Source organism: bacterium (genome assembly GCA_019695335.1).
Taxonomy (GTDB): domain Bacteria; phylum CLD3; class CLD3; order SB21; family SB21; genus JABWBZ01.
The window spans coordinates 26,662-46,563 of sequence record JAIBAF010000010.1 but is presented as its reverse complement, the minus strand read 5'-3'; the positions used below and the strand labels follow the sequence as shown (position 1 = coordinate 46,563).

The following is a 19,902-nucleotide window of genomic DNA, read 5'->3' as shown; positions in this document are numbered from 1 at the left end:
CCTGTTGTAATGATTTTAACGTGCCCAAAAAATAGATAAACCAATTGCAGAATGATTGGGTGAACAATACATACCGATTTTGGTTCCAGTTTCAATAAACGCATTATATTTTTCAACAGCATTAACACCATGCTTTTCAGCTTGAATTGCAAAGAGCAAGGAAACGGAAGTAATGCCGATACCAGTAAATAAAACGGGTTTATTGATTTTCTTTCCGGCAATAGCGCCACCAAGCGGATAACCGATCAAGGCACCACCGGCTAGTCCGAAAACCTGTGATACTGAATTCCATGTTCTTGCTTTGGAAAATGATTCATTAACTTGCTTGTTGTTGGTTGCCATTAGAATAGCTTCAAGTTCATCTGCATCTTTGATTTTCTTTCCGTTGATCGAGTACGTTTTGAAAAGTCCGCCTGAAATTTCGATTTTTTTTTGCTGCTCTTGGCAACACACTGTGGCGGAAAATAAAATCAATAAAAATCCTGTTAAATTGATGATAAGTGTTTTCATACACACTACTCCTGCGATAATAAGTTGAAGGATGTGAAAGACGTGCTGTCTGGAGGATATAATCGTGGAATCCATATGCTACGAGCCCTCAAAGCGTAAGTAACTTACTCACGTCGTTTAAAAAAAGCAAGTGCAATCATCAAGCTCGATAGTCTTTAAAAGGTAATTTACATTTAAAAAATATCGAATCGAAGTTCATCTCCATTGAAATTCTCTTGATTCGAGGATCAAGCGGAATTAGATTACACTATGTTTCGATTCATTGCCTCGAAAATTCAGAATAAACTGATCGCCATTTTTTCAGTGTTTTGTCTTACTATTTTTAGTGTCAGCGGGATGCTGCATTACTGGTATACGGAAGACAGCCTTGATGAAGAGTTGGGCAAAAAGCTGCTTGCGGTGGCGCATGCCGCTTCATTACAAATTAATACTGAACTGGTGTCTAAACTTGCCCGTGGAGATGAAAACAGTCGGACATATAAAAATTTTAAAAAAAAATTAATCGATTTACGCGATGTTACTGACGTAGAGCGAATTTATGTGATGGATCTTGCTGGGCGAAGTCTCTTAGATACGGAAGACGGTGTGAAAATCACTTATGCATACCCGTCGCTAAAATATAATCAGGTTGAATTTGCACGTACCCTCAAAGGATTGCCGTCACATTCGATGCTGTTTGAAAGCTATGACGGTAAGCTGTATAAAACAGCTTTTGTACCGATGACAGTCAATAAGGAAGTTAAAGGCGTCATTGCTGTTGACGGTAGCGCTACGTTTTTATACCTGATCAAGCGTATTGAATGGCATTTGATTACGGTCGGAATTGTCGGTGTGCTTGTATCGATCCTGATCGGTTATTTCTTTTCACGTACGATCAACACTCCGGTCAAGCAATTGATGGAAGAAGCTGAAAAAATCGGATCGGGTAATATGGAAACAGCTATTGAAGTCAAAAGTACGGATGAAATCGGTTTTCTCGGAGATACGATGGAAAAAATGCGCAGAAATATCTTGAAGCGCGATCAATACTTGAAAACCATGGTGGCTGGCGTGGCGCATGAATTGCGCAATCCGTTGGGCGGCGTAGAGATTTTTTCTCATTTATTGAACAAAGAACTCGAAACGGGAGATAAGAAAAAGGATTATTCGAAAAAAATTATCCGGGAAGTGGACGTCATGAAAAAAATTCTGTCGGATTTCCTGGAATTTGCGCGTCCTCAAAATCCGCAGCCTCAGGTATGTGATATTCTGAAACTTGTGGAGGAAGTCCAACTGAACTTCGGTCCTGACATTGAAGAAAAGCAAATTGTTTTCGATGTGGATATCGAGGAACGGCGTACATTTGTTGATCCCGGTCATTTGCGACAAATTCTTGTCAATGTGATAGAGAATTCCATCCAGTCGCTGAACGGTAATGGACGGATTTTGATAGGTTCACGCTCGGCGGGGAATCAGGTCGAAATTTCTATTGAAGATAACGGAGAGGGGATTGAGGAGGGTATTCGTGATAAAATTTTTGATCCCTTTTTCACAACGAAGGAAAAAGGATCGGGCCTTGGACTGGCGATTGTAAAAAAATTAGTGGATGAAAATAACGGCGATATTCGAATGGCGGCCGGAGAAACTCAAGGTACGCGGTGTGTCTTGATATTTCCGAAAGAGCCTGCTGTATAATTGGCTCATGGTCTGAAAAAAATCAGAAAGGGAAAATAGAATGCGGTGGTGGTTTATTTTTTTTCTTGTTGTAATTTTTTCATCTTTGCACGCGTCGGATGGTACTCTGAAATTTGAGAAACAGAAATTTAGCGTTGCAGGTATTAGGACCATTCCTGTTTATCCTGCTCAGAATGATTTGACACAAGACGTTACCGTCAAATCAAAGAAAAAAGCGTTGTTGTTGTCTCTGCTTGTACCCGGCGTGGGTGAACTCTACCTAAATAATTGGCAGTTACGGGAATGGCAATCCGGGAAATATTTTTTTGCCAGTGAAGCCCTTTTGTGGGCCGGACATTTTTATTTCCAGAGTTACAGCCATTGGTCGCGGTCCGACGCCGAAGCGTTAGCTGCGGCCCATGCAAACGTTAATTGGAAAACATCGAAACCGTCGGGATATTTTTCAGTGATCGGTAAATTTACGGATATTTATGCTTTCAATGATATTCAACGCCGTTTTTTTGGACCGGAAGCTGTGTATGAGGAAAATACGGCCAATTTTTGGCAGTGGGATAATGAAACAAACCAGAACCGTTTTGAGGATAAACGTCTGGAAAGTCGTAATTATAAACGTTATTCGCAATTTGTTGTTTATGGCGTTGTAGTCAATCACGTACTGAGCGCGATCAATGCTGTGCGTATGTACAACAAGCGACAAAAGCTTTCCGGATATAATTTCCGGATCGAAAGTATTCCGTCGATCGGAATGAACAGCTATTATATCGGCGCAAGTATGACAAAAAGTTTTTGATTTTGAAGGTTCATAAAAAAACTTCTATCGCGCTTGCACAATAGAAATTATCTTTTTATATTGGTCGCGTTTTTAAAGATTCTCGTCCGAATTCTCACCGGGCAGAAGGAGAGAGAGCATGTTGCAGCAAGAATACCTTTACGTTTTGATTTTTATACTGGGCGGTTCGGGGATGGTGCTGGTAGCGATGCTGGCTTCATGGGCCCTGCGTCCGAGTAAACCTTCCAAAGCGAAACTAACGCCGTATGAATGCGGCGAATTGCCCGCCCAAGCCGATTCCTATTTTCAATTCAACATTCGTTATTATTTATTTGCCCTGCTTTTCGTCGTTTTCGACGTGGAAGTAGTATTTTTCATTCCATTAGTCAAAGTATTCAATTCGATTCCCGTGGTAGCGTTTGTTGAGATTACGTTTTTTACAATTGTGCTGGTATTTGGCCTAGTGTACGCGTGGAAGAAAGGAGCGCTCGAATGGGAGTAGTGAATGAAGACGTTTTTCCGAAGATCGAAAAATTTCCCGGCGGAGAAATTGTCATTACCAGTATCGATAAAATTTTTACTTGGGGCACAAAAAATTCGTTATGGCCTTTGGGATTCGGGCTGGCGTGCTGTGCGATCGAAATGATGGCGACGATGATGTCGAAATTCGACATGTCGCGTTTCGGCGCAGAAGTCATGCGCGCCTCACCTCGTCAGGCCGACCTGATGATTGTCGCCGGCACGGTAACCGAAAAAATGGCGCCGAGGGTAAAACAATTATATGATCAAATGCCGGAACCAAAATATGTGATCGCGATGGGTTCATGTGCGATTGGCGGAGGCCCTTTTTACTATGATTCTTACACAGTTGTCAAAGGTGTGGATCAGTTGGTACCCGTGGATGTCTATCTTCCCGGCTGTCCGCCTCGTCCGGAAGCTTTGATCGACGGTTTATTGCAACTGCAAAAGAAAATCGAAAAGGAAGGGGTGCTTCGCAAAAAATCTGTTGTTGAAGATTAATCCCAACATTAAAAAAAATACTTATGGAATTTCAAGCGATTGTTGAACTGGTTAAAAGCCGGTTTCCGAAGACGGAAGCAGAATTCGATAAAAATCTGATTATTGACAAAAATGATTTTTTCTCCTTTGTTGAATTTATTCGTGAATCTCCCGAATTGAATTGTACCGTTCTCGATCTTCTGACAGCCTCTGATCATCTTTCTGAAAACCAAATTCACCTGATCTACGGTTTTCAATCTTACCGCCACAAACATTATCTATTAGTCAAAGTTAAACTTGACCGGCAAAAACCGGTGATTGAGTCGTTGACGAAGTGGTGGGGTATTGCGAATTGGACTGAGCGCGAAGTGTTTGATCTGTACGGTGTTCAATTTGAAGGTCATCCCGAACTGCGTCGCATTCTGACGCCGCCGGATTTTGTCGGGCATGGATTAAGAAAGGATTATGAACGTCCTGGATTTTTTGTAAAAAAACCGGATTTTAAATGATGAATACGATTTCCCGCGAATAACGCGAAAAAGTGCAAATTAAAATAATGAAAAATTTTGTGTGTTTCGCGGGCTATTTTGAATGAGCAGAGTAATTATGTCAGAACAGTTAACCCATAGTGCGTCGAAGAAAACCTTCCGTAAAGATATTCCGTTAATCGATCAGATTCCTCCAAGGAAAAAACAAATTCTCCGCGGTTTGCCGGAGAATGAATTGCACGTCGAGGAATTTTTAATGAATATCGGGCCGCAGCATCCGAGCACGCATGGCGTGTTACGCCTCGTTGTGAGCATGGAAGGGGAAGTCGTTAAGAGTTGTGAACCGGATCTGGGCTATTTGCACCGCACGTTTGAAAAGATTTCCGAAAACCGCACTTACCAACAGATCGTGCCTTTTACTGACCGAATGGATTATCTTGGCTCGATGAATGCCAATTGGGGCGTTGCGGCGGCGGTAGAAAAGCTAGCATCGATCGAAGTTCCGGAGCGAGCGGAGTACATTCGGGTCATCGTGTCGGAATTGAATCGTATTGCATCGCACTTGATGTGGATGGGAGCTTTTGCGGCCGATATTGGGGCGTTAACGGGATTTGTTTACGGGTTCCGTGAACGTGAAACGATCCTCGATATGTTTGAGGAAATTTGTGGTAGCCGGTTGACTTACGGATACATTCGCGTTGGCGGCGTAGCCGAAGATGTGACGCCGAAGTTTATTCAAATGGTGAATGATTTTCTGAAAATTTTACCGGATCGCGTGGCGGATTATCATGACCTGATCACAGGCAATGTAATTTTTGTCGAACGTACACGCGGTATCGGCGCGATCACGCTGGAAGAAGCGATCAGCTATGATATAACCGGTCCGATGTTACGCGCTTGCGGTTTGCCGTGGGATTTGCGGAAAGAAGAACCGTATTCATTGTATCCAAAATTTGATTTTAATATTCCGGTTTATTTCAACGGCGATTGTTACGATCGGTTTCGCGTACGCATGGATGAAATCATGGAAGCGGCGAAAATTGTCCGTCAGGCTTTGGATGGATTGCCGGAAGGCGATTATAAAGTGAAAAAGTTGGCCCGCAATATCAAGCCGCCGGTTGGCGATGTGTATATTCGTCAGGAAGCTCCGCGCGGTGAATACGGGGTGTATATGGAATCGGACGGTTCGGTCAAACCGAATCGGGTTAAATACCGTACGCCGAGTTTTACGAATTTATCAATTCTGCCGTTGGCGGCGCGAGGATGGAAAATTGCTGACCTGATTGCGATTCTCGGAAGCGTGGATATTGTTTTAGGAGATGTTGACCGGTAGAAAACTAAGTGATCAAGTGTTGAGCTTAAATTAAGGCGAATGTGTGATGGACGTAATTCTGGGACTTTTATATGTGGTCATCTTGTTCAGTCTCATCGCTGTACAGGTGCTGATTCTCGTTTTCATGGAACGTAAAGTTTCGGCGTGGATACAGTCACGAATCGGACCTAACCGCGTGGGGCCGTGGGGATTGCTACAGACGACAGCCGATATCATCAAATTAGTTACCAAAGAAAATATCCGCAATATTCAGTCGGATAAAGTGATTTTCTTTTTGGCGCCGGTGTTAGCGTTTGTGGCGCCGTTTGCCGGATTTGTGACGATACCGGTTGCACAAAATCTTGGTGTCCAGGATTTGAATATGGGTGCCGTATATGTTTTCGCGCTTGGCAGTTCGATGGTGTTTTCGGTAATCTGGGCCGGTTACGGTTCGAATAATCGTTATGCGCTGATCGGTGCCATGCGTTCGGCCGCACAAATGATTTCGTATGAAATACCGCTCGTGACATCGGTACTGGGTGTATTTTTAATCGCTGGTACATTATCGATGCGTGAAATTGTAGCGTTGCAAGATTCGGGCACTTGGTACGTCATTTATCAGCCGCTCGGATTTCTTTTGTTTTTGATTGCGGCAACAGCTGAAGCGAATCGCGCGCCGTTTGATCTTCCCGAAGCGGAATCCGAATTGGTAGCAGGATTTCATACCGAATATTCCGGGATGAAATTCGCTTTTTTCTTTTTGGCGGAATATACTGAAATGCTCGTGGCGTGTTCATTGATGACGGTTTTATTTCTCGGCGGATGGTTGATTCCTTTTGTAGATAATTCGCAAGTACCCGTGTGGCTGCATGTTTTGGTGTTCATTATCAAAGTATACACATTGATCTTTCTGATGATGTGGTTCCGCTGGACTTTCCCGAGATTGCGCGTGGATCATTTGATGCAATTCGGATGGAAAATATTGTTGCCTTTTGCTTTGGTCAATTTAGTGGTTACCGGCGCCGTCGCGCTTTGGTTTAAAAGCTAACCGAAGGAAAAAACTGTGCGTTATTTAATCGAAGTTATCAAAGGTTTGTGGTCGCTGTTCGTCGGACTCGGCGTGACATTCAAATATATGTTTCGCAAAAAGACTACGGTACAATATCCGGAAATTAAAAAACCGCTCGCGGACCGTTTTATCGGTTATGTGAAGATGATGTATGAAACCGAAGGCGAGTTTACCGGTTATACCAAATGTGTGGCCTGTATGGCGTGTGTGGTGGTATGTCCGGTGTCATGTATTCAGGTGACGCATGACAAACATCCCGACCCTACGAAGAAGCGGATTGCCAACGATTTTATTCTTGATTACACCAAATGCGAATTTTGTAATTTGTGCGTTGAAGCGTGCAATTTCGACGCGATCATCATGGGACATGATTACGAACTCTCATTTTATGACCGTGCAGACATGGACATGATTTTAGTGAAAGATAAAAAATATAACGACGATCTGTACACCGCCAGCCGCCGTCAAACCGGATCGACGTATTTACCGATTATTTCACCCCGTGAAAACGAGATCGTCAATGTGATCAATAAACGGGAACACGAAGAACGTTTAAAAAAGCAGGCTGAAAAATCGGCGGCACAGCAAAGCGAGTAAGTTATGGTACATGCATTGATGTTTTATCTGTTTGCAGCTTTGGCAATAGCCGCATCGCTGGCAGTCATACTGCACCGCAATATTTTTAAATCGGCGACATTTCTGGCCGGGATGCTTTTCTGCCTGGCCGCGTTGTTTGTTCTGCTGGATGCTGAATTTATTGCCGTAGTACAAGTGCTGATTTATATCGGCGCGATCACGATTCTGATTGTCTTTGCGATCATGCTGACTACAAAAATCAACGATGAACACAAAGAACAATTTAATTCACAAAAATTTTTGGCGCCGGTTTTGGCTCTCGGATTGTTGGGTTTGATTCTCACCATTGTTGTGAAAATTCAATGGACGACAGCCGAAATGTCAGCGGTTCCCGCTGATATTCTGGGCCTCATTGGAAAAGCATTATTAAGTGAATTTATTTTTCCGTTTGATGTCGTATCGATTTTATTGCTGGTTGCTTTAATCGGAGCAACCTACATTGCGAAACAAGAAGATCGCAAACCATTGGTAGCCGAGGTTGATGAGATTGAAGATCATGACGACGGAGAATTGAAACATGAACTCCATGCTGAAAAAGTAGAGCACTAAAGGAGAATGTGATGGAAATTGGTTTATATCATTATCTGACATTAAGCGTCATTTTATTTGCCATCGGCATGACGGGTGTGCTCATTCGCCGGTCGGTTTTATCCATGCTTTTATCCATTGAAATTTTATTTAATTCGATCAACCTGGCTGCGTTGGCGTTCAATCGCTTTCTGTACCCGGCTACGGTGACGGGGCACATTTTTGTTATTTTTATTATCACGATTGCTGCGGCTGAAGCGGCCGTAGCGCTGGCGATTGTTATGATTGTTTACAAAAACTTCCGAAGTCTGGAAGTCGAAGGATTAACGTCTCTCAAACGATAGTTGTTAGGAGAATCGGTTGTGTCTACTTATTATGAATTAGCCTGGCTCATTCCTGCACTGCCTTTATTTTCATTCATCATCACAGTTTTATTTACGCGGAATTACAAAACGCTGACGGCATGGATTGCATGCGCGGCCGTTATGACGTCATTTTATTTATCGGTCCGTGTGATGCTGGATATGTACAACGGCGCCGGAACAGCTCAAACTTTAACGTTGGAATGGATTCCGCTCGGGAAGGCTCTTGAAGTAACCATCGGTGTTTACCTCGATCCTTTGTCGGTGATGATGTTGATCGTCGTGACAACGGTATCGATGTTGGTTCATATTTATTCTCTGGGTTACATGGCGCATGAAGACGGCAAAGCGAGATTTTTTTCCTATTTGTCGCTATTTACTTTTTCAATGCTTGGATTGGTTCTTTCGGACAACGTACTGCAGATGTTTATTTTCTGGGAACTCGTTGGTTTGTGTTCATACTTATTGATCGGTTACTATTACGATAAAAAATCGGCCGCCGATGCAGCCAAAAAAGCGTTCTCAGTTACGCGCGCAGGCGATTTGGGATTTTTCATGGCCGTGCTGATTGCATGGGGATATTTCGGAACATTTAATTTTGCCGAAATTCAACAACAATACGGTCAGACTGCGGAATGGCTTGCGAGAGCATTTCCGTTTTTAATTTTCTTTGGTGCAATGGGCAAGAGCGGACAGTTTCCATTGCATATCTGGTTGCCGGACGCGATGGAAGGCCCGACGCCTGTTTCCGCATTGATTCACGCCGCGACGATGGTCGTAGCCGGAATTTTCTTGGTCGCTCGCGCCGTGATGATTTTCGCCGGTTCACCGGATACAATGTTATTTGTTGCATATATTGGCGGTTTCACGGCTATTTTCGCGGCGACTATTGCTATCGCTCAGCACGATATCAAACGTATTTTGGCATTTTCAACGTTGAGTCAACTAGGATATATGATGATGGCGTTGGGGATTGGCGGTATGGTCGGCGTCAATAATTTTTCACACGGCCATTCCGGCACTGATCTCGCTTTAATGGGGCAGACGGCGGGAACGTTTCATCTCTTCACACACGCATTTTTCAAAGCGTTGCTGTTCCTCGGTTCCGGCAGTGTGATCCATGCCATGCATACGAATAATATTTGGGAGATGGGCGGCATTCGATCGAAAATGAAAATTACGGTTTGGACGTTTCTGATAGGAACGCTTGCGTTAGCAGGAATTCCGCCGTTTGCAGGATTTTGGAGTAAAGATGAAATTTTAGCCTTAGCGATGGAAGTGGGTAATATCCACGGCTACGTGTTATTTGGCGTCGGTTTAACGGCTGCTTTTTTCACAGCTTTTTATATGTTCAGATTGTGTTTCGTTGCGTTCTGGGGCGAAGTGCCGGAGAAAAAACATCCGCACGAATCGCCGGTGAGTATGACATTGCCGCTGGTGGTATTGGGTATTTTATCCATTGTAGCCGGGCTGATCGGTAATGCCGATATTGCCCATGCTTTGGGTTTAAAAACGTATGCTGCTTTTCTGAATCCAACGTGGGAACACGAAGGTGTTTTTCATTTGTCGATCGCAGCCATTTCAGCCGGAGTGGCCGTATTGGGAATTCTAGTTGCATTCATAATGTATGCTAAACGGTCGCCGGAATGGACGACTGAAATGCATGATCCGTTACGAAGCAAACTTGGCCGCTTATATGTTCATCTGGAAAATAAATGGTACATCGATGAGATCTGGCGTTGGATCCTCAATCAAATTTTGTTCCGCATTTCTGCGGCCTGTGCATGGTTTGACCGGAATATCGTCGACGGCTCCGTCGATCTGGTTGGATTTATCACGACTCGAATCGGAATCCTGATGCAGCCGGTACAGAGCGGTCGTCTGCAAAGTTATATCCTTGTCGTGATGCTGGCGCTGTTTATAATCCTGGCAACGTTGTATGTTGCAATTCCTGAAATTCTCGTAGCCATGTACCGGTGATCATGCCAGCTTCCGTCAAAACAGGCAGAATTGCGTCATCATCCAATTCACAGAATCAGAATAAAGAAGATGTTTTTGCAATATCGTGGAAAAATATTGTATTGATTTTAGCAGGATTTGCGGCCATCGCGGCATATTGGACGATACAGTCGCCGCGTCCGTACGACGACGATAATATCGGCCGTTATTTTATGGCACAGGCGGCCATGACAAAACCGGAATTTTTTCTCAGTATTTGGGGGCGGCCGCTTGCGATAATTTTTTTCTTATTGCCATCCCAATTAGGATATTGGTATTGCGCAGCCGCAACGATTCTATTATCAATTGCGACCTGTTACTTTACTTATAAAGCTGCACAAGCTTCCGGTAAACCCAATCCTTGGCTTGCACTTATTTTTATTGCTTTCCAGCCGCTGTTTTTTATTACGAGTTATAGTTTATGTACCGAACCTCTGGCCGCATTTTTTTTAGCAATCGGGCTTTATTACTACTACAAGAAAAAATGGTTGACGTCGGCGCTGCTGTTATCGTTGATGCCGTTAGGACGAACGGAATTAGTATTAATTTTGCCAATATTTGCGATTGTATTTTTTCGTGAGAAAAAATACTGGCCGATTCTTGCTATGGGAACCGGCTTAGCGTTATACCAAATTGCCGGTATGATAGCAACCGGCGACGTGCTATATTTATTAACTGCTTCCAAATCATTTGGGCATGGCCTTTATCAGAACGGCCCGTTTGAACATTATTTTCAGCGATTTATTTTTATTGTTGGTCCTGTTTTGTTTGTTTTTATTTTATTGCAATTGGTTCATGATATCCGTCAGCGCAGTGTCAACATCATCAATATTTCGTGTATACTGATTTTTTGTACTCACGTGTATTTTTATTGGAAGGGGAATGTAGCTTCGATCGGATTTTTACGGCATTTTGTTGGTGTTGCGCCGATGATGGCTTTATGGGCTCTTGATGGCGCCAATACGTGGCTCAATGATCAAAAGAATCGACAGACGTCATTGATCGCTTTAATAGGGATTACCGTAATAACGTTGATGTATTATTCGTTTGATTTGATCGGTGATTATTTTATATCACCTCAGAAAGATTATTTGAAATTCTCAATGGTTTTATTGCTGGTATTGTTGTTTGTTTTGCAACATTATTTGAATTTTAGCGGACGTTTTTTTCAAAAGTTGATGCTAATTTCGGCGGCCATAGGGACAATGGCATATACTTTCATTAAAGAGCCGCCCTTGCAGTTAGCTCCGGAGCATCAGACGGTTAAGAATTTTCAGGTATATTTTGAGGAAAATTTGAAAACGAAATCGCCGAAAACGATGATTGCGCATCCGTGGTTTTTCTTTTTTGACGATTTCAATTATTATGCAAAAGAGTACGCCGCAGGCAACTATCTGGAAATGCGTAAAGAGAAAATGGCTGAGCTTCCGGTAGGCGGTTTGGTTGTTTGGGATACGCATTATAGCTGGCGCCTCAGCAGCAACGTTCAGCAGGACGATCTGACAAAAAATCCCGATTATAAATTTGTTCAGCAGTTCGTCTCTCCGGACCGTAAGTTTGCGATTTATGTATTTGAAAAGACCAAAGGGTGACGGCGCTGATGATCAAACCTTCGGATTTTAAAAATTGGCAGGATTATTATTGGACATACCAGAATATTTTGGCGAAAAAGTATTTGATTCCGATGCTCGAGAACAACGGCGTCCGGCTAGAAGGGAAAAAAGTTTTTGAAATCGGCTGCGGGAGCGGAGGCGTGATCGAAGCTTTTGCAGAACGTTGCGAAAAAGCCGTCGGATTGGACATTACACCGTTTGAATATTCCGAGCATGCATCGGGAAAAGTGCAATATATTACGGCTGATATTTATGACCGGAGTTACGATGCGCAATATACGGATCAATACGATCTGATCTTGTTTCGTGATGTCATTGAGCATTTGCCTCGTAAAAAGGAAGTGTTTGAATTATGCGACCGGTTATTGACTAAAGATGGACGAATTTTTATTACTTATCCGCCATTTTATTCGCCGTACGGAGCGCATCAACAAGTGTTTGCCAAAACAAAATTAGGAAAACTTCCTTACACGCAATTTTTGCCGGAAACTATGTATCATAGATTTGTGGCTACGGTGGAGAAAGGCAATCAACAGGCACTGGATGTGGCCAAAGAAATTACAAGCACGAAGACAACCATCGGATCGCTGAATCAGGCTATCCGGCAATCGGTTTTTCAAATTGATCATCAGGACTGCTATCTTACACGTCCATCGTTTGAAATCCGGTACGGTGTGAAGCCGAGAAAAATACAATGGGTGAAACGCGTGCCCTTGCTGAGAGAAATTCTCGTGATGGGCGTTTATATGATATTAAAACGAAAATGAATTGATTATGGAACCTTATTTACTATCTGCAATCGTATTTATTCCGACGCTGGCGGGGCTCATTATTATGATGATGCCGGAAGAGAATGTCACAGGCGTACGCATGACCGCCTCGTTCGCTTCGCTGCTGACTGTCATATTATCGGTCGTAGCGTATATTTTCTACGATCCTGCCGTTGCACGAAATTATGAAGTCAATATTCCATGGGTGCAAGTGATGGGTATTAATTATCATATTGCAGCCGACGGAATCAGTATTGCAATGTTATTACTGACATCGATTACGATATTTACCGGTTGCCTCATTTCGTGGGAAATCAAAGAACGTCAGAAAGAGTTTTTTGCGCTATTGCTCATCTTAGTGAGCGGCGTGTTCGGCGTGTTTGTTTCATTTGACGTTTTTTTGTTTTTGGTATTCTATGAATTGGCCGTCTTGCCAATGTATTTGTTGATCGGGATCTGGGGAACGGGCCGGAAGGAATATTCGGCGATGAAACTGACGTTGTACTTGCTCTTGGGTAGTGCGTTATTATTAATTCCCGTTTTTGGGCTCTATGTTCAGGCCCATGCCGCCACGGGCGTGTGGAGTTTTGATTACGATTTTCTGCGCCAAAATTTTAACATGTCAGAATCCTGGCAATACATTTTCTATCCAATGGTATTCGTTGGGTTTGGGACGATCGGTGGTTTATGGCCGGTGCATACATGGTCACCGGATGGCCATGCATCGGCGCCGTCAGCCGTCAGTATGCTTCACGCCGGCGTTCTTATGAAGCTCGGCGGGTTCGGAATCATTCGTATTGGATTACAATTTATGCCGCACGGCGCTCAGGAGTGGTCGTTATTTTTTGCGTGCCTTACGGTCGTCAATATTGTTTACGGCTCTTTGTCGGCGATCAGGCAGACAGATATGAAATATATTATCGCTTATTCGTCCGTGTCGCACCTTGGAATTGTAACTCTGGGGATTTGTACGTTGACTTCGGCAGGAATCAACGGTGCTGTTTATCAGATGTTTGCACACGGAATTATGACAGCACTACTTTTTGCTTTAGTTGGAATTGTGTATGGACGTTTGCACTCGCGCATGATCACAGACATGGGCGGGTTGGCTAAAATAATGCCTTTCACGACGGTTGCGTTTGTTTTTGCCGGCATGACCGGATTGGGACTTCCGGGTCTGTCGGGTTTTGTATCTGAATTGATGGTACTTACCGGTGCATTTTCTGCAGGAGTTGCCGGAACGCCAAGTCCGATGATGAAATATATTGCGCTCATTTGTCTGACAGGCGTAGTTTTCACGGCAATCTATGTTCTTCGTGCCGTACAGCGAATTTTCTTTGGCCAGCCTACGGAAGCGCTTTTACGGAATGAACATTTCGCTCATTTACTGGATACAGACCGCAGGGAAATTTTTGCTTTGTCAATACTTATGCTGACGATCGTATTGGCCGGTGCCTATCCGGTTTGGATTGTCGATTTGATCAATTCCGGACTTACCAATGATATTTTTCCACGTTTGGGAATTCCTACCATGTAAAGTTGGGGGATTGGTTCTTATTGCGTGAAACAAACTAAAAATGTTTCACAAAAACGTTGCATTATCTTATGCGATTTGATACATTTGCGCTATTCTGAATGAAACCTTTCTTAACGGAGCCCTCTTTTTGAGGATTTTTTAATGGGTAGAGTGATTGCTATAGCCAACCAAAAAGGCGGAGTGGGGAAGACGACAACCGCTATTAATTTAGCTTCGTGCCTGGCCCACGCCGATAAGCGTACGCTTGTGATCGATATGGATCCTCAAGCCAATGCGACGACCGGATTGGGGTTTGATTTGGAGGCTATAGAAAAGAGCTCCTACGAAATGCTCATTCACAATATGAAACTCGAAGATGCCATTCTCAAGACTATGATGGGTAAAATGGATTTAGTGCCGGCTCACATTCGGCTTGTTGGCGCTGAGGTCGAATTGGTCAATCTCGAAGACCGTGAAAAAATGTTTCTCAATGCTATTACACCGGTCAGAGATAAATATGATTTTATTTTAATCGATTGTCCGCCATCGCTCGGGCTTTTAACGCTCAATGCGCTTACGGGATCGGATACCGTGCTCATTCCCATTCAATGCGAATATTACGCGCTGGAAGGTCTACGGCAATTGTTGAATACGATTCGTTTGGTTCAACGTCACCTCAATACCAATTTAACGATTGAAGGCGTTTTACTGACGATGTTTGACAGCCGATTGAATTTGTCCAATCAAGTCGTGAGCGAAGTGAAAGAGTATTTCAAAGACAAAGTTTTTAAAAGCGTCATTCACCGCAATATCAAATTGGGAGAAGCTCCCAGTTACGGTAAACCGATTATTCTGTACGATCCTGCCTCTGTCGGCTCACAAGACTATATGGGGTTGGCCAAAGAAGTCATCGCCAACATTTTAGAACCGCAAACGACCTGACCATTAACCTAAAATACTATGACTGATAAATTTCCTCCAAGAAAAAACACTGGTCTTGGAAAAGGCCTTAGCGCATTAATTCCGGGAGCCAATCTTACTTCTCAAGGTACCCTCAAACATTCTGAGACCTCCGTCAATACCATTCCGATCCATGCGATCAGGCCAAATCCGTTTCAACCGCGAAAAGAATTTGATCAGCAGGCGCTGGAGGAATTAAAACAATCGCTGCTACAAAACGGGTTGATCCAGCCGATAACGGTTCGTAAAACGAATACCGGCTACGAATTGATTGCCGGCGAACGCCGTTTCCGTGCTGCAAAAATGGCTAACCTGGATTCATTACCGGCATATGTTCGCGAATCGGTAACGGACGAGGAAATGCTAGAGCTTGCAATAATCGAGAATGTCCAGCGGGAAAAGCTCAATCCGATTGAATTAGCGGAAGGGTACCAGCAACTTATTGACACCTGCCGTCTGACTCAGGACGAAGTAGCGCAGAAAATCGGGAAAGACCGTTCGACCATTACCAATATCCTTCGATTATTGAAATTGCCTTCTGAAATTCAAGATAGCTTACGTAATGAAGAAATTACAATAGGCCACGGTCGTGCGTTAGTGTCGTTGCCGTCAAGCGCGCATCAATTGAAAGCATGGAAAACAGTGGTTGATGGATTTTTATCCGTGCGCAAAACCGAAGAGTTGGTCAAAAAAATGCTCGACGATCTTGACGGCAAACATGAGAAAAAAGCGTCGAAATTCCAGATCGAAGAAGTCGCCGAACGTAATCCACATGTGGATGCCGTCGAAAATCGATTGCGATTGAAATTCGGTACGAAAGTTCGTTTAAAACCGAAAGCACAAGGCGGCGGAGGAATGTTGGAAATTGAATATTATTCCAATGACGATCTGGAGAGGCTTTTAGAAATGATTGATACGATGAAAGTTGTTTGAGTTTGTAATAGTTCCTTCTTATCGATCCCACACTTCTTCTACAAGCGCTTTACTGCGCAGCAATCTCGTAGCTTCATCAATATCTACACTGGTTACTCGGTCTTTCTCAAGCGGCTGCACCTTACTGCGAAGGAGTTCGTATGCTCGTTTGGTACGGGAACCCAGTTCAATCGGTTTTCGAAAATCGGCGGCTTGCGTTGCGCACAGCCATTCAATAGACAAAATTGTTTCGACGTTTTCAATGACTTGCAAACATTTGCGGGCGCCGATCGTGCCCATGCTGACGTGATCTTCTTTGTTGGCCGATGTCGGAATCGAATCCACGCTGGCCGGATGGCATAACGTTTTATTTTCCGAAACAAGCGCCGCGGCCGCGTATTGCGCAATCATATAGCCCGAATTCAGCCCGCCGTCTTTGGCTAAAAATGCAGGTAAGCCGTCGCTCAAATGGGCATCCATCATCCACGCCGTCCGGCGCTCAGAAATATTGCCGATTTCACTCATGGCTATGGCAAGAAAATCCATAACCAACGCCACAGGCTGTCCGTGAAAATTCCCACCGGACAATACATCGCCGTTTTCAATGAAAATCAATGGATTATCCGATGCGGCGTTGATTTCGCGTTCGACGATTTGTTGTGTGTGGCGGACAGCGTCACGGCTCGCTCCGTGAACTTGCGGCATGCAGCGGATGCTGTAAGCGTCTTGAATTTTTTTACAATCAACATGTGATTGAACCATCGGGCTTCCGTGCAATAACGTGCGTAAATTTTCAGCCGATGTCATTTGACCGTCCTGGTTGCGGGCTTTATGAATACGTTCGTCAAAGGCCGTATCCGTACATAATAGAACCTCGGTAGACATGGCTCCCAGAATGTCGGCACATTCAAGGATATTCAGCGCTCGAATAAGATTGATTGATCCCACCGCTGTCATGGCTTGCGTGCCATTGAGCACGGCGAGGCCTTCTTTGGATTTTAATCGAATAGGATGAAGTCCGGCCTGTGCCAGCGCATCGCCGCCGCTCATGAGCTCGCCTTCAAATTTAGCTTCACCTTCACCCATCATGACTAATGCAAGATGCGCCAACGGCGCCAGGTCGCCGCTTGAACCGACCGAACCTTTTTCCGGAATAACCGGAAGCACATTGTGATTGAACATGTCAATGAGTAATTGAACGACTTCGAGCCTTACGCCGGAATAGCCTTTTGCCAGACCGTTTGCTTTCAAAAGAAGCATGGCCCTGACGATATCATCGCTAAAAGGCCGGCCAACTCCGGAAGCATGACTGCGAACTAAATTAGTTTGTAATTGATCGATATGATCGGGGCTGATTCGTACGTCACTGAATTTTCCGAAACCAGTATTGACGCCATATACGGTCTTGCCGGAGTGAATAATATGCTCTATGATCTCGCGCGATTGTCCGATCAAAGCCATAGCGTGATCAGAAAGTTTGACTGACACATGTTCGCGTAAAATATGATCGATGATTTCCAAATCAAGATTGCTGCCGTTAATTTCAATGCTGTTCATACGCCGCTCGGTTTAGGTGAATCAAATTCGTTAAAGTAAATTAGTGTCCCAGCCGTAACGCAAACGGGAATCAAAAAAAGATTAAGGATTGGAATCAAACCGAATAAAAAACACATCGATCCAAAACCAAGCATCAGGGATTTTCGCGATGCCAAAATTTGAACCTTAAGCCGGAATGATACTATTTTTCTCTCCATCGCATAATCCATGAATGTAAAGCTCAATCCCCATGCAGTGAATACGAGCATCAGGATGAAATAAAGCGCCTGGCCGATTACCGGGATAAAGTTTAGAATAAATATCGGAATAAAAATACAAATAAAAAGAAGAAGCCGCTTGCATTCGGTCATAACCGCTCTATAGGCATCCCGAATAATGAGTTTGAAATTAAAAGATTGGTCTGTCTTATTGTTAAATTGCAGTTCTTCGATCCTTTCCGAAAGCACCGAATTGAACGGCGAAGCGATCATGTTGCCGATGACCGTAAAAACGTAAAACGTCACAATGAGAAAAGACGCAACGAGCAGAGTCGCTAACAGGTAATATAGAATCGCAAAATACCATGCGTCGTTTTTGGGGACGATCTGCAATAGTGAGTCGATATTACTTATGAAAAAAATCAATCCGGCTAAAAATAATAAAACATTAATTATAAACGGAATGATAATGAATTTTCCAAGGTTTGGATGATGCGCAATAAACCGGATTGCCGAAAAAGGGTAGTGGATGCCTTTAAGAAAATCTTTTACCATAAAAATGTAAAAAAAAGCGACGGAACCTAAATTCCGTCGCTTATAGTGGTATAAGATTACATTAACTTAATTTGGCTAATTCGTCAAAAAATACTGCTGTGCTTTTGATCCCGCGATGGAAATTAGCTAATTTGAAATGTTCATTGGGAGAGTGGATAGCGTCTGAATCAAGTCCGAAGCCCATCAATATGGATTTCAATCCCAATAATTTTTCAAACGCAGCCACTACAGGTATAGAACCACCTTCACGAGCGAAGAGCGGCTTTTTCTTGAATACTTTTTCCAAAGCGTTTGCTGCGGCCGTAATCTCTTTGGTTGTAATGTCCGTAATAGCCGGGTAAGCTCCGTGCAAAGTCGTTACTTTGATTTGCATGGTTTTCGGGCATAGTTTTTTGACGTGTTTTTCAAACAGTTTGGCGATTGCTTCAGGTGTCTGGTTCGGAACAAGTCTCATACTGATTTTTGCGCCGGCTTTAGAAGGTAGTACGGTTTTGGCTCCTTCTCCCTGATAACCGCCCCAGATACCGTTACAATCAAGTGTCGGACGGCCGCTCACTTGCTCGAGAATCGAGTAGCCTTTTTCTCCAAATGTTTCTTTAATGCCTAATTCCGCGAGATATTCTTTTCGTTTGAAAGGCAGGCGTTTATAAGCGTCTTTTTCTTTTTTGGTAAGCGGGCGAACTTTGTCGTAGAATCCAGGGATCGCAATTTTCCCGTTTTTGTCTTTTAATTTAGCAATAAGATTAGCCAACTCATTGACTGGATTGGCAACGGCGCCTCCGTAAACGCCGGAATGCAAGTCGCGATTGGGGCCGGTCATTTCAATTTCCATATAGCAGAGGCCGCGAAGACCGTAAGCAATGGACGGCATTTCGTCGGCAAAAAAAGATGTGTCGGAAATTAATACGATGTCAGCCTTCAGCATTTCCGTATGCGCCGCAATAAATTTATCGAGATTATTACTGCCAACTTCTTCTTCGCCTTCGATGATGTACTTGATATTCACCGGTAATTTGCCGTTAATTTTCATGTGCGCTTCGACGCTTTTGAAATTCATGAAAACCTGACCTTTGTCGTCGGAAGAACCCCGTGCGTAGATGTACCCATCTTTGATCGTCGGATCAAATGGCCCGCTATGCCATAAATTCAACGGATCCACAGGCTGTACATCATAATGGCCGTAATATAAAACGGTCGGCATTCCCGGCGCTCCTAACCATTCGCCATACACAATCGGATGTCCGTCGGTCGGGAAAACCTGGACATTGTTTAAACCAATTTTCCGCATTTGATCGGAAACGTATTGGGCGCAACGTTCGACATCCTGTTTGTGTTTCGGATCAGCGCTGATACTGGGAATACGTAAAAAATCGGTTAATTCATTTACGTAAGCGTCTTTATTGGATTCAATGTAATCAAGTACCTTTTCCATGTGTAATCTCCTGAAATGCTGGTTGGGCGATTAAAATCGGTTATA

At 43.7% G+C, this 19,902-nt stretch carries 20 protein-coding genes; 16 read left to right on the top strand and 4 right to left on the bottom strand.

What is annotated here, in order from left to right; translation table 11 throughout:
* Nucleotides 1–15: 15 nt before the first annotated feature.
* Nucleotides 16–510 (bottom strand): hypothetical protein, encoded by a 495-nt coding sequence (locus tag K1X84_04100; protein ID MBX7150795.1) that lies wholly within the window; start codon nt 508–510, stop codon nt 16–18.
* Nucleotides 511–759: 249 nt separating this feature from the next.
* Between K1X84_04100 and K1X84_04095 the strand changes: the two genes are divergently transcribed.
* From K1X84_04095 to K1X84_04020, 16 genes are all read left to right on the top strand, one after another.
* Entirely contained in the window at nt 760–2,184 is a 1,425-nt protein-coding gene (locus K1X84_04095) for a HAMP domain-containing histidine kinase (protein ID MBX7150794.1), read from the top strand.
* A gap of 40 nt (nt 2,185–2,224) precedes the next feature.
* On the top strand, nt 2,225–2,974 hold the full coding sequence (locus K1X84_04090; protein MBX7150793.1) for a hypothetical protein: 750 nt from the start codon (nt 2,225–2,227) through the stop codon (nt 2,972–2,974).
* Between the two features lie 118 nt (nt 2,975–3,092).
* Nucleotides 3,093–3,455 (top strand): NADH-quinone oxidoreductase subunit A, encoded by a 363-nt coding sequence (gene ndhC, locus K1X84_04085; GenBank protein ID MBX7150792.1) that lies wholly within the window; start codon nt 3,093–3,095, stop codon nt 3,453–3,455.
* Nucleotides 3,446–3,973, top strand: coding sequence for an NADH-quinone oxidoreductase subunit B (locus K1X84_04080; GenBank protein ID MBX7150791.1), 528 nt, complete (start codon nt 3,446–3,448; stop codon nt 3,971–3,973). Before ndhC ends, K1X84_04080 begins: the two co-directional genes overlap by 10 nt.
* A gap of 23 nt (nt 3,974–3,996) precedes the next feature.
* On the top strand, nt 3,997–4,461 hold the full coding sequence (locus tag K1X84_04075) for an NADH-quinone oxidoreductase subunit C (protein ID MBX7150790.1): 465 nt from the start codon (nt 3,997–3,999) through the stop codon (nt 4,459–4,461).
* A 97-nt stretch (nt 4,462–4,558) separates the two neighbouring features.
* Nucleotides 4,559–5,773 carry an NADH-quinone oxidoreductase subunit D gene (locus K1X84_04070; protein MBX7150789.1) on the top strand — a complete coding sequence of 405 codons (1,215 nt, stop codon included), beginning with the start codon at nt 4,559–4,561 and terminating at the stop codon, nt 5,771–5,773.
* Between the two features lie 46 nt (nt 5,774–5,819).
* Nucleotides 5,820–6,800 (top strand): NADH-quinone oxidoreductase subunit NuoH, encoded by a 981-nt coding sequence (nuoH, locus tag K1X84_04065; protein ID MBX7150788.1) that lies wholly within the window; start codon nt 5,820–5,822, stop codon nt 6,798–6,800.
* 15 nt (nt 6,801–6,815) lie between these two features.
* Nucleotides 6,816–7,418 carry an NADH-quinone oxidoreductase subunit I gene (locus tag K1X84_04060; GenBank protein MBX7150787.1) on the top strand — a complete coding sequence of 201 codons (603 nt, stop codon included), beginning with the start codon at nt 6,816–6,818 and terminating at the stop codon, nt 7,416–7,418.
* A 3-nt stretch (nt 7,419–7,421) separates the two neighbouring features.
* Nucleotides 7,422–8,006 carry an NADH-quinone oxidoreductase subunit J gene (locus tag K1X84_04055; GenBank protein MBX7150786.1) on the top strand — a complete coding sequence of 195 codons (585 nt, stop codon included), beginning with the start codon at nt 7,422–7,424 and terminating at the stop codon, nt 8,004–8,006.
* A gap of 11 nt (nt 8,007–8,017) precedes the next feature.
* Complete coding sequence (nuoK, locus tag K1X84_04050; GenBank protein ID MBX7150785.1) at nt 8,018–8,329, top strand: NADH-quinone oxidoreductase subunit NuoK; 312 nt, start codon at nt 8,018–8,020, stop codon at nt 8,327–8,329.
* An 18-nt stretch (nt 8,330–8,347) separates the two neighbouring features.
* Complete coding sequence (nuoL, locus tag K1X84_04045; protein ID MBX7150784.1) at nt 8,348–10,327, top strand: NADH-quinone oxidoreductase subunit L; 1,980 nt, start codon at nt 8,348–8,350, stop codon at nt 10,325–10,327.
* A gap of 2 nt (nt 10,328–10,329) precedes the next feature.
* Nucleotides 10,330–11,937 (top strand): hypothetical protein, encoded by a 1,608-nt coding sequence (locus K1X84_04040; GenBank protein MBX7150783.1) that lies wholly within the window; start codon nt 10,330–10,332, stop codon nt 11,935–11,937.
* Between the two features lie 8 nt (nt 11,938–11,945).
* On the top strand, nt 11,946–12,725 hold the full coding sequence (locus tag K1X84_04035; GenBank protein MBX7150782.1) for a class I SAM-dependent methyltransferase: 780 nt from the start codon (nt 11,946–11,948) through the stop codon (nt 12,723–12,725).
* 7 nt (nt 12,726–12,732) lie between these two features.
* Complete coding sequence (locus tag K1X84_04030; protein ID MBX7150781.1) at nt 12,733–14,265, top strand: NADH-quinone oxidoreductase subunit M; 1,533 nt, start codon at nt 12,733–12,735, stop codon at nt 14,263–14,265.
* 141 nt (nt 14,266–14,406) lie between these two features.
* The gene (locus K1X84_04025; GenBank protein ID MBX7150780.1) at nt 14,407–15,186 is read left to right on the top strand and encodes an AAA family ATPase; all 780 of its coding nucleotides are present in this window, start codon (nt 14,407–14,409) and stop codon (nt 15,184–15,186) included.
* A gap of 18 nt (nt 15,187–15,204) precedes the next feature.
* Nucleotides 15,205–16,137, top strand: coding sequence for a ParB/RepB/Spo0J family partition protein (locus tag K1X84_04020; protein ID MBX7150779.1), 933 nt, complete (start codon nt 15,205–15,207; stop codon nt 16,135–16,137).
* Between the two features lie 18 nt (nt 16,138–16,155).
* On the opposite strand, the gene hutH is transcribed toward K1X84_04020, so the two are convergent.
* The 3 genes from hutH to K1X84_04005 all read right to left on the bottom strand — a co-directional run bounded on the left by hutH (nt 16,156) and on the right by K1X84_04005 (nt 19,857).
* Complete coding sequence (hutH, locus tag K1X84_04015) at nt 16,156–17,673, bottom strand: histidine ammonia-lyase (GenBank protein ID MBX7150778.1); 1,518 nt, start codon at nt 17,671–17,673, stop codon at nt 16,156–16,158.
* Complete coding sequence (gene cysZ, locus K1X84_04010) at nt 17,670–18,425, bottom strand: sulfate transporter CysZ (GenBank protein MBX7150777.1); 756 nt, start codon at nt 18,423–18,425, stop codon at nt 17,670–17,672. Before cysZ ends, hutH begins: the two co-directional genes overlap by 4 nt.
* Before the next feature lie 61 nt (nt 18,426–18,486).
* Nucleotides 18,487–19,857, bottom strand: a complete 1,371-nt coding sequence (locus K1X84_04005; protein MBX7150776.1) for a dipeptidase — start codon at nt 19,855–19,857, stop codon at nt 18,487–18,489.
* Between the last annotated feature and the right edge of the window lie 45 nt (nt 19,858–19,902).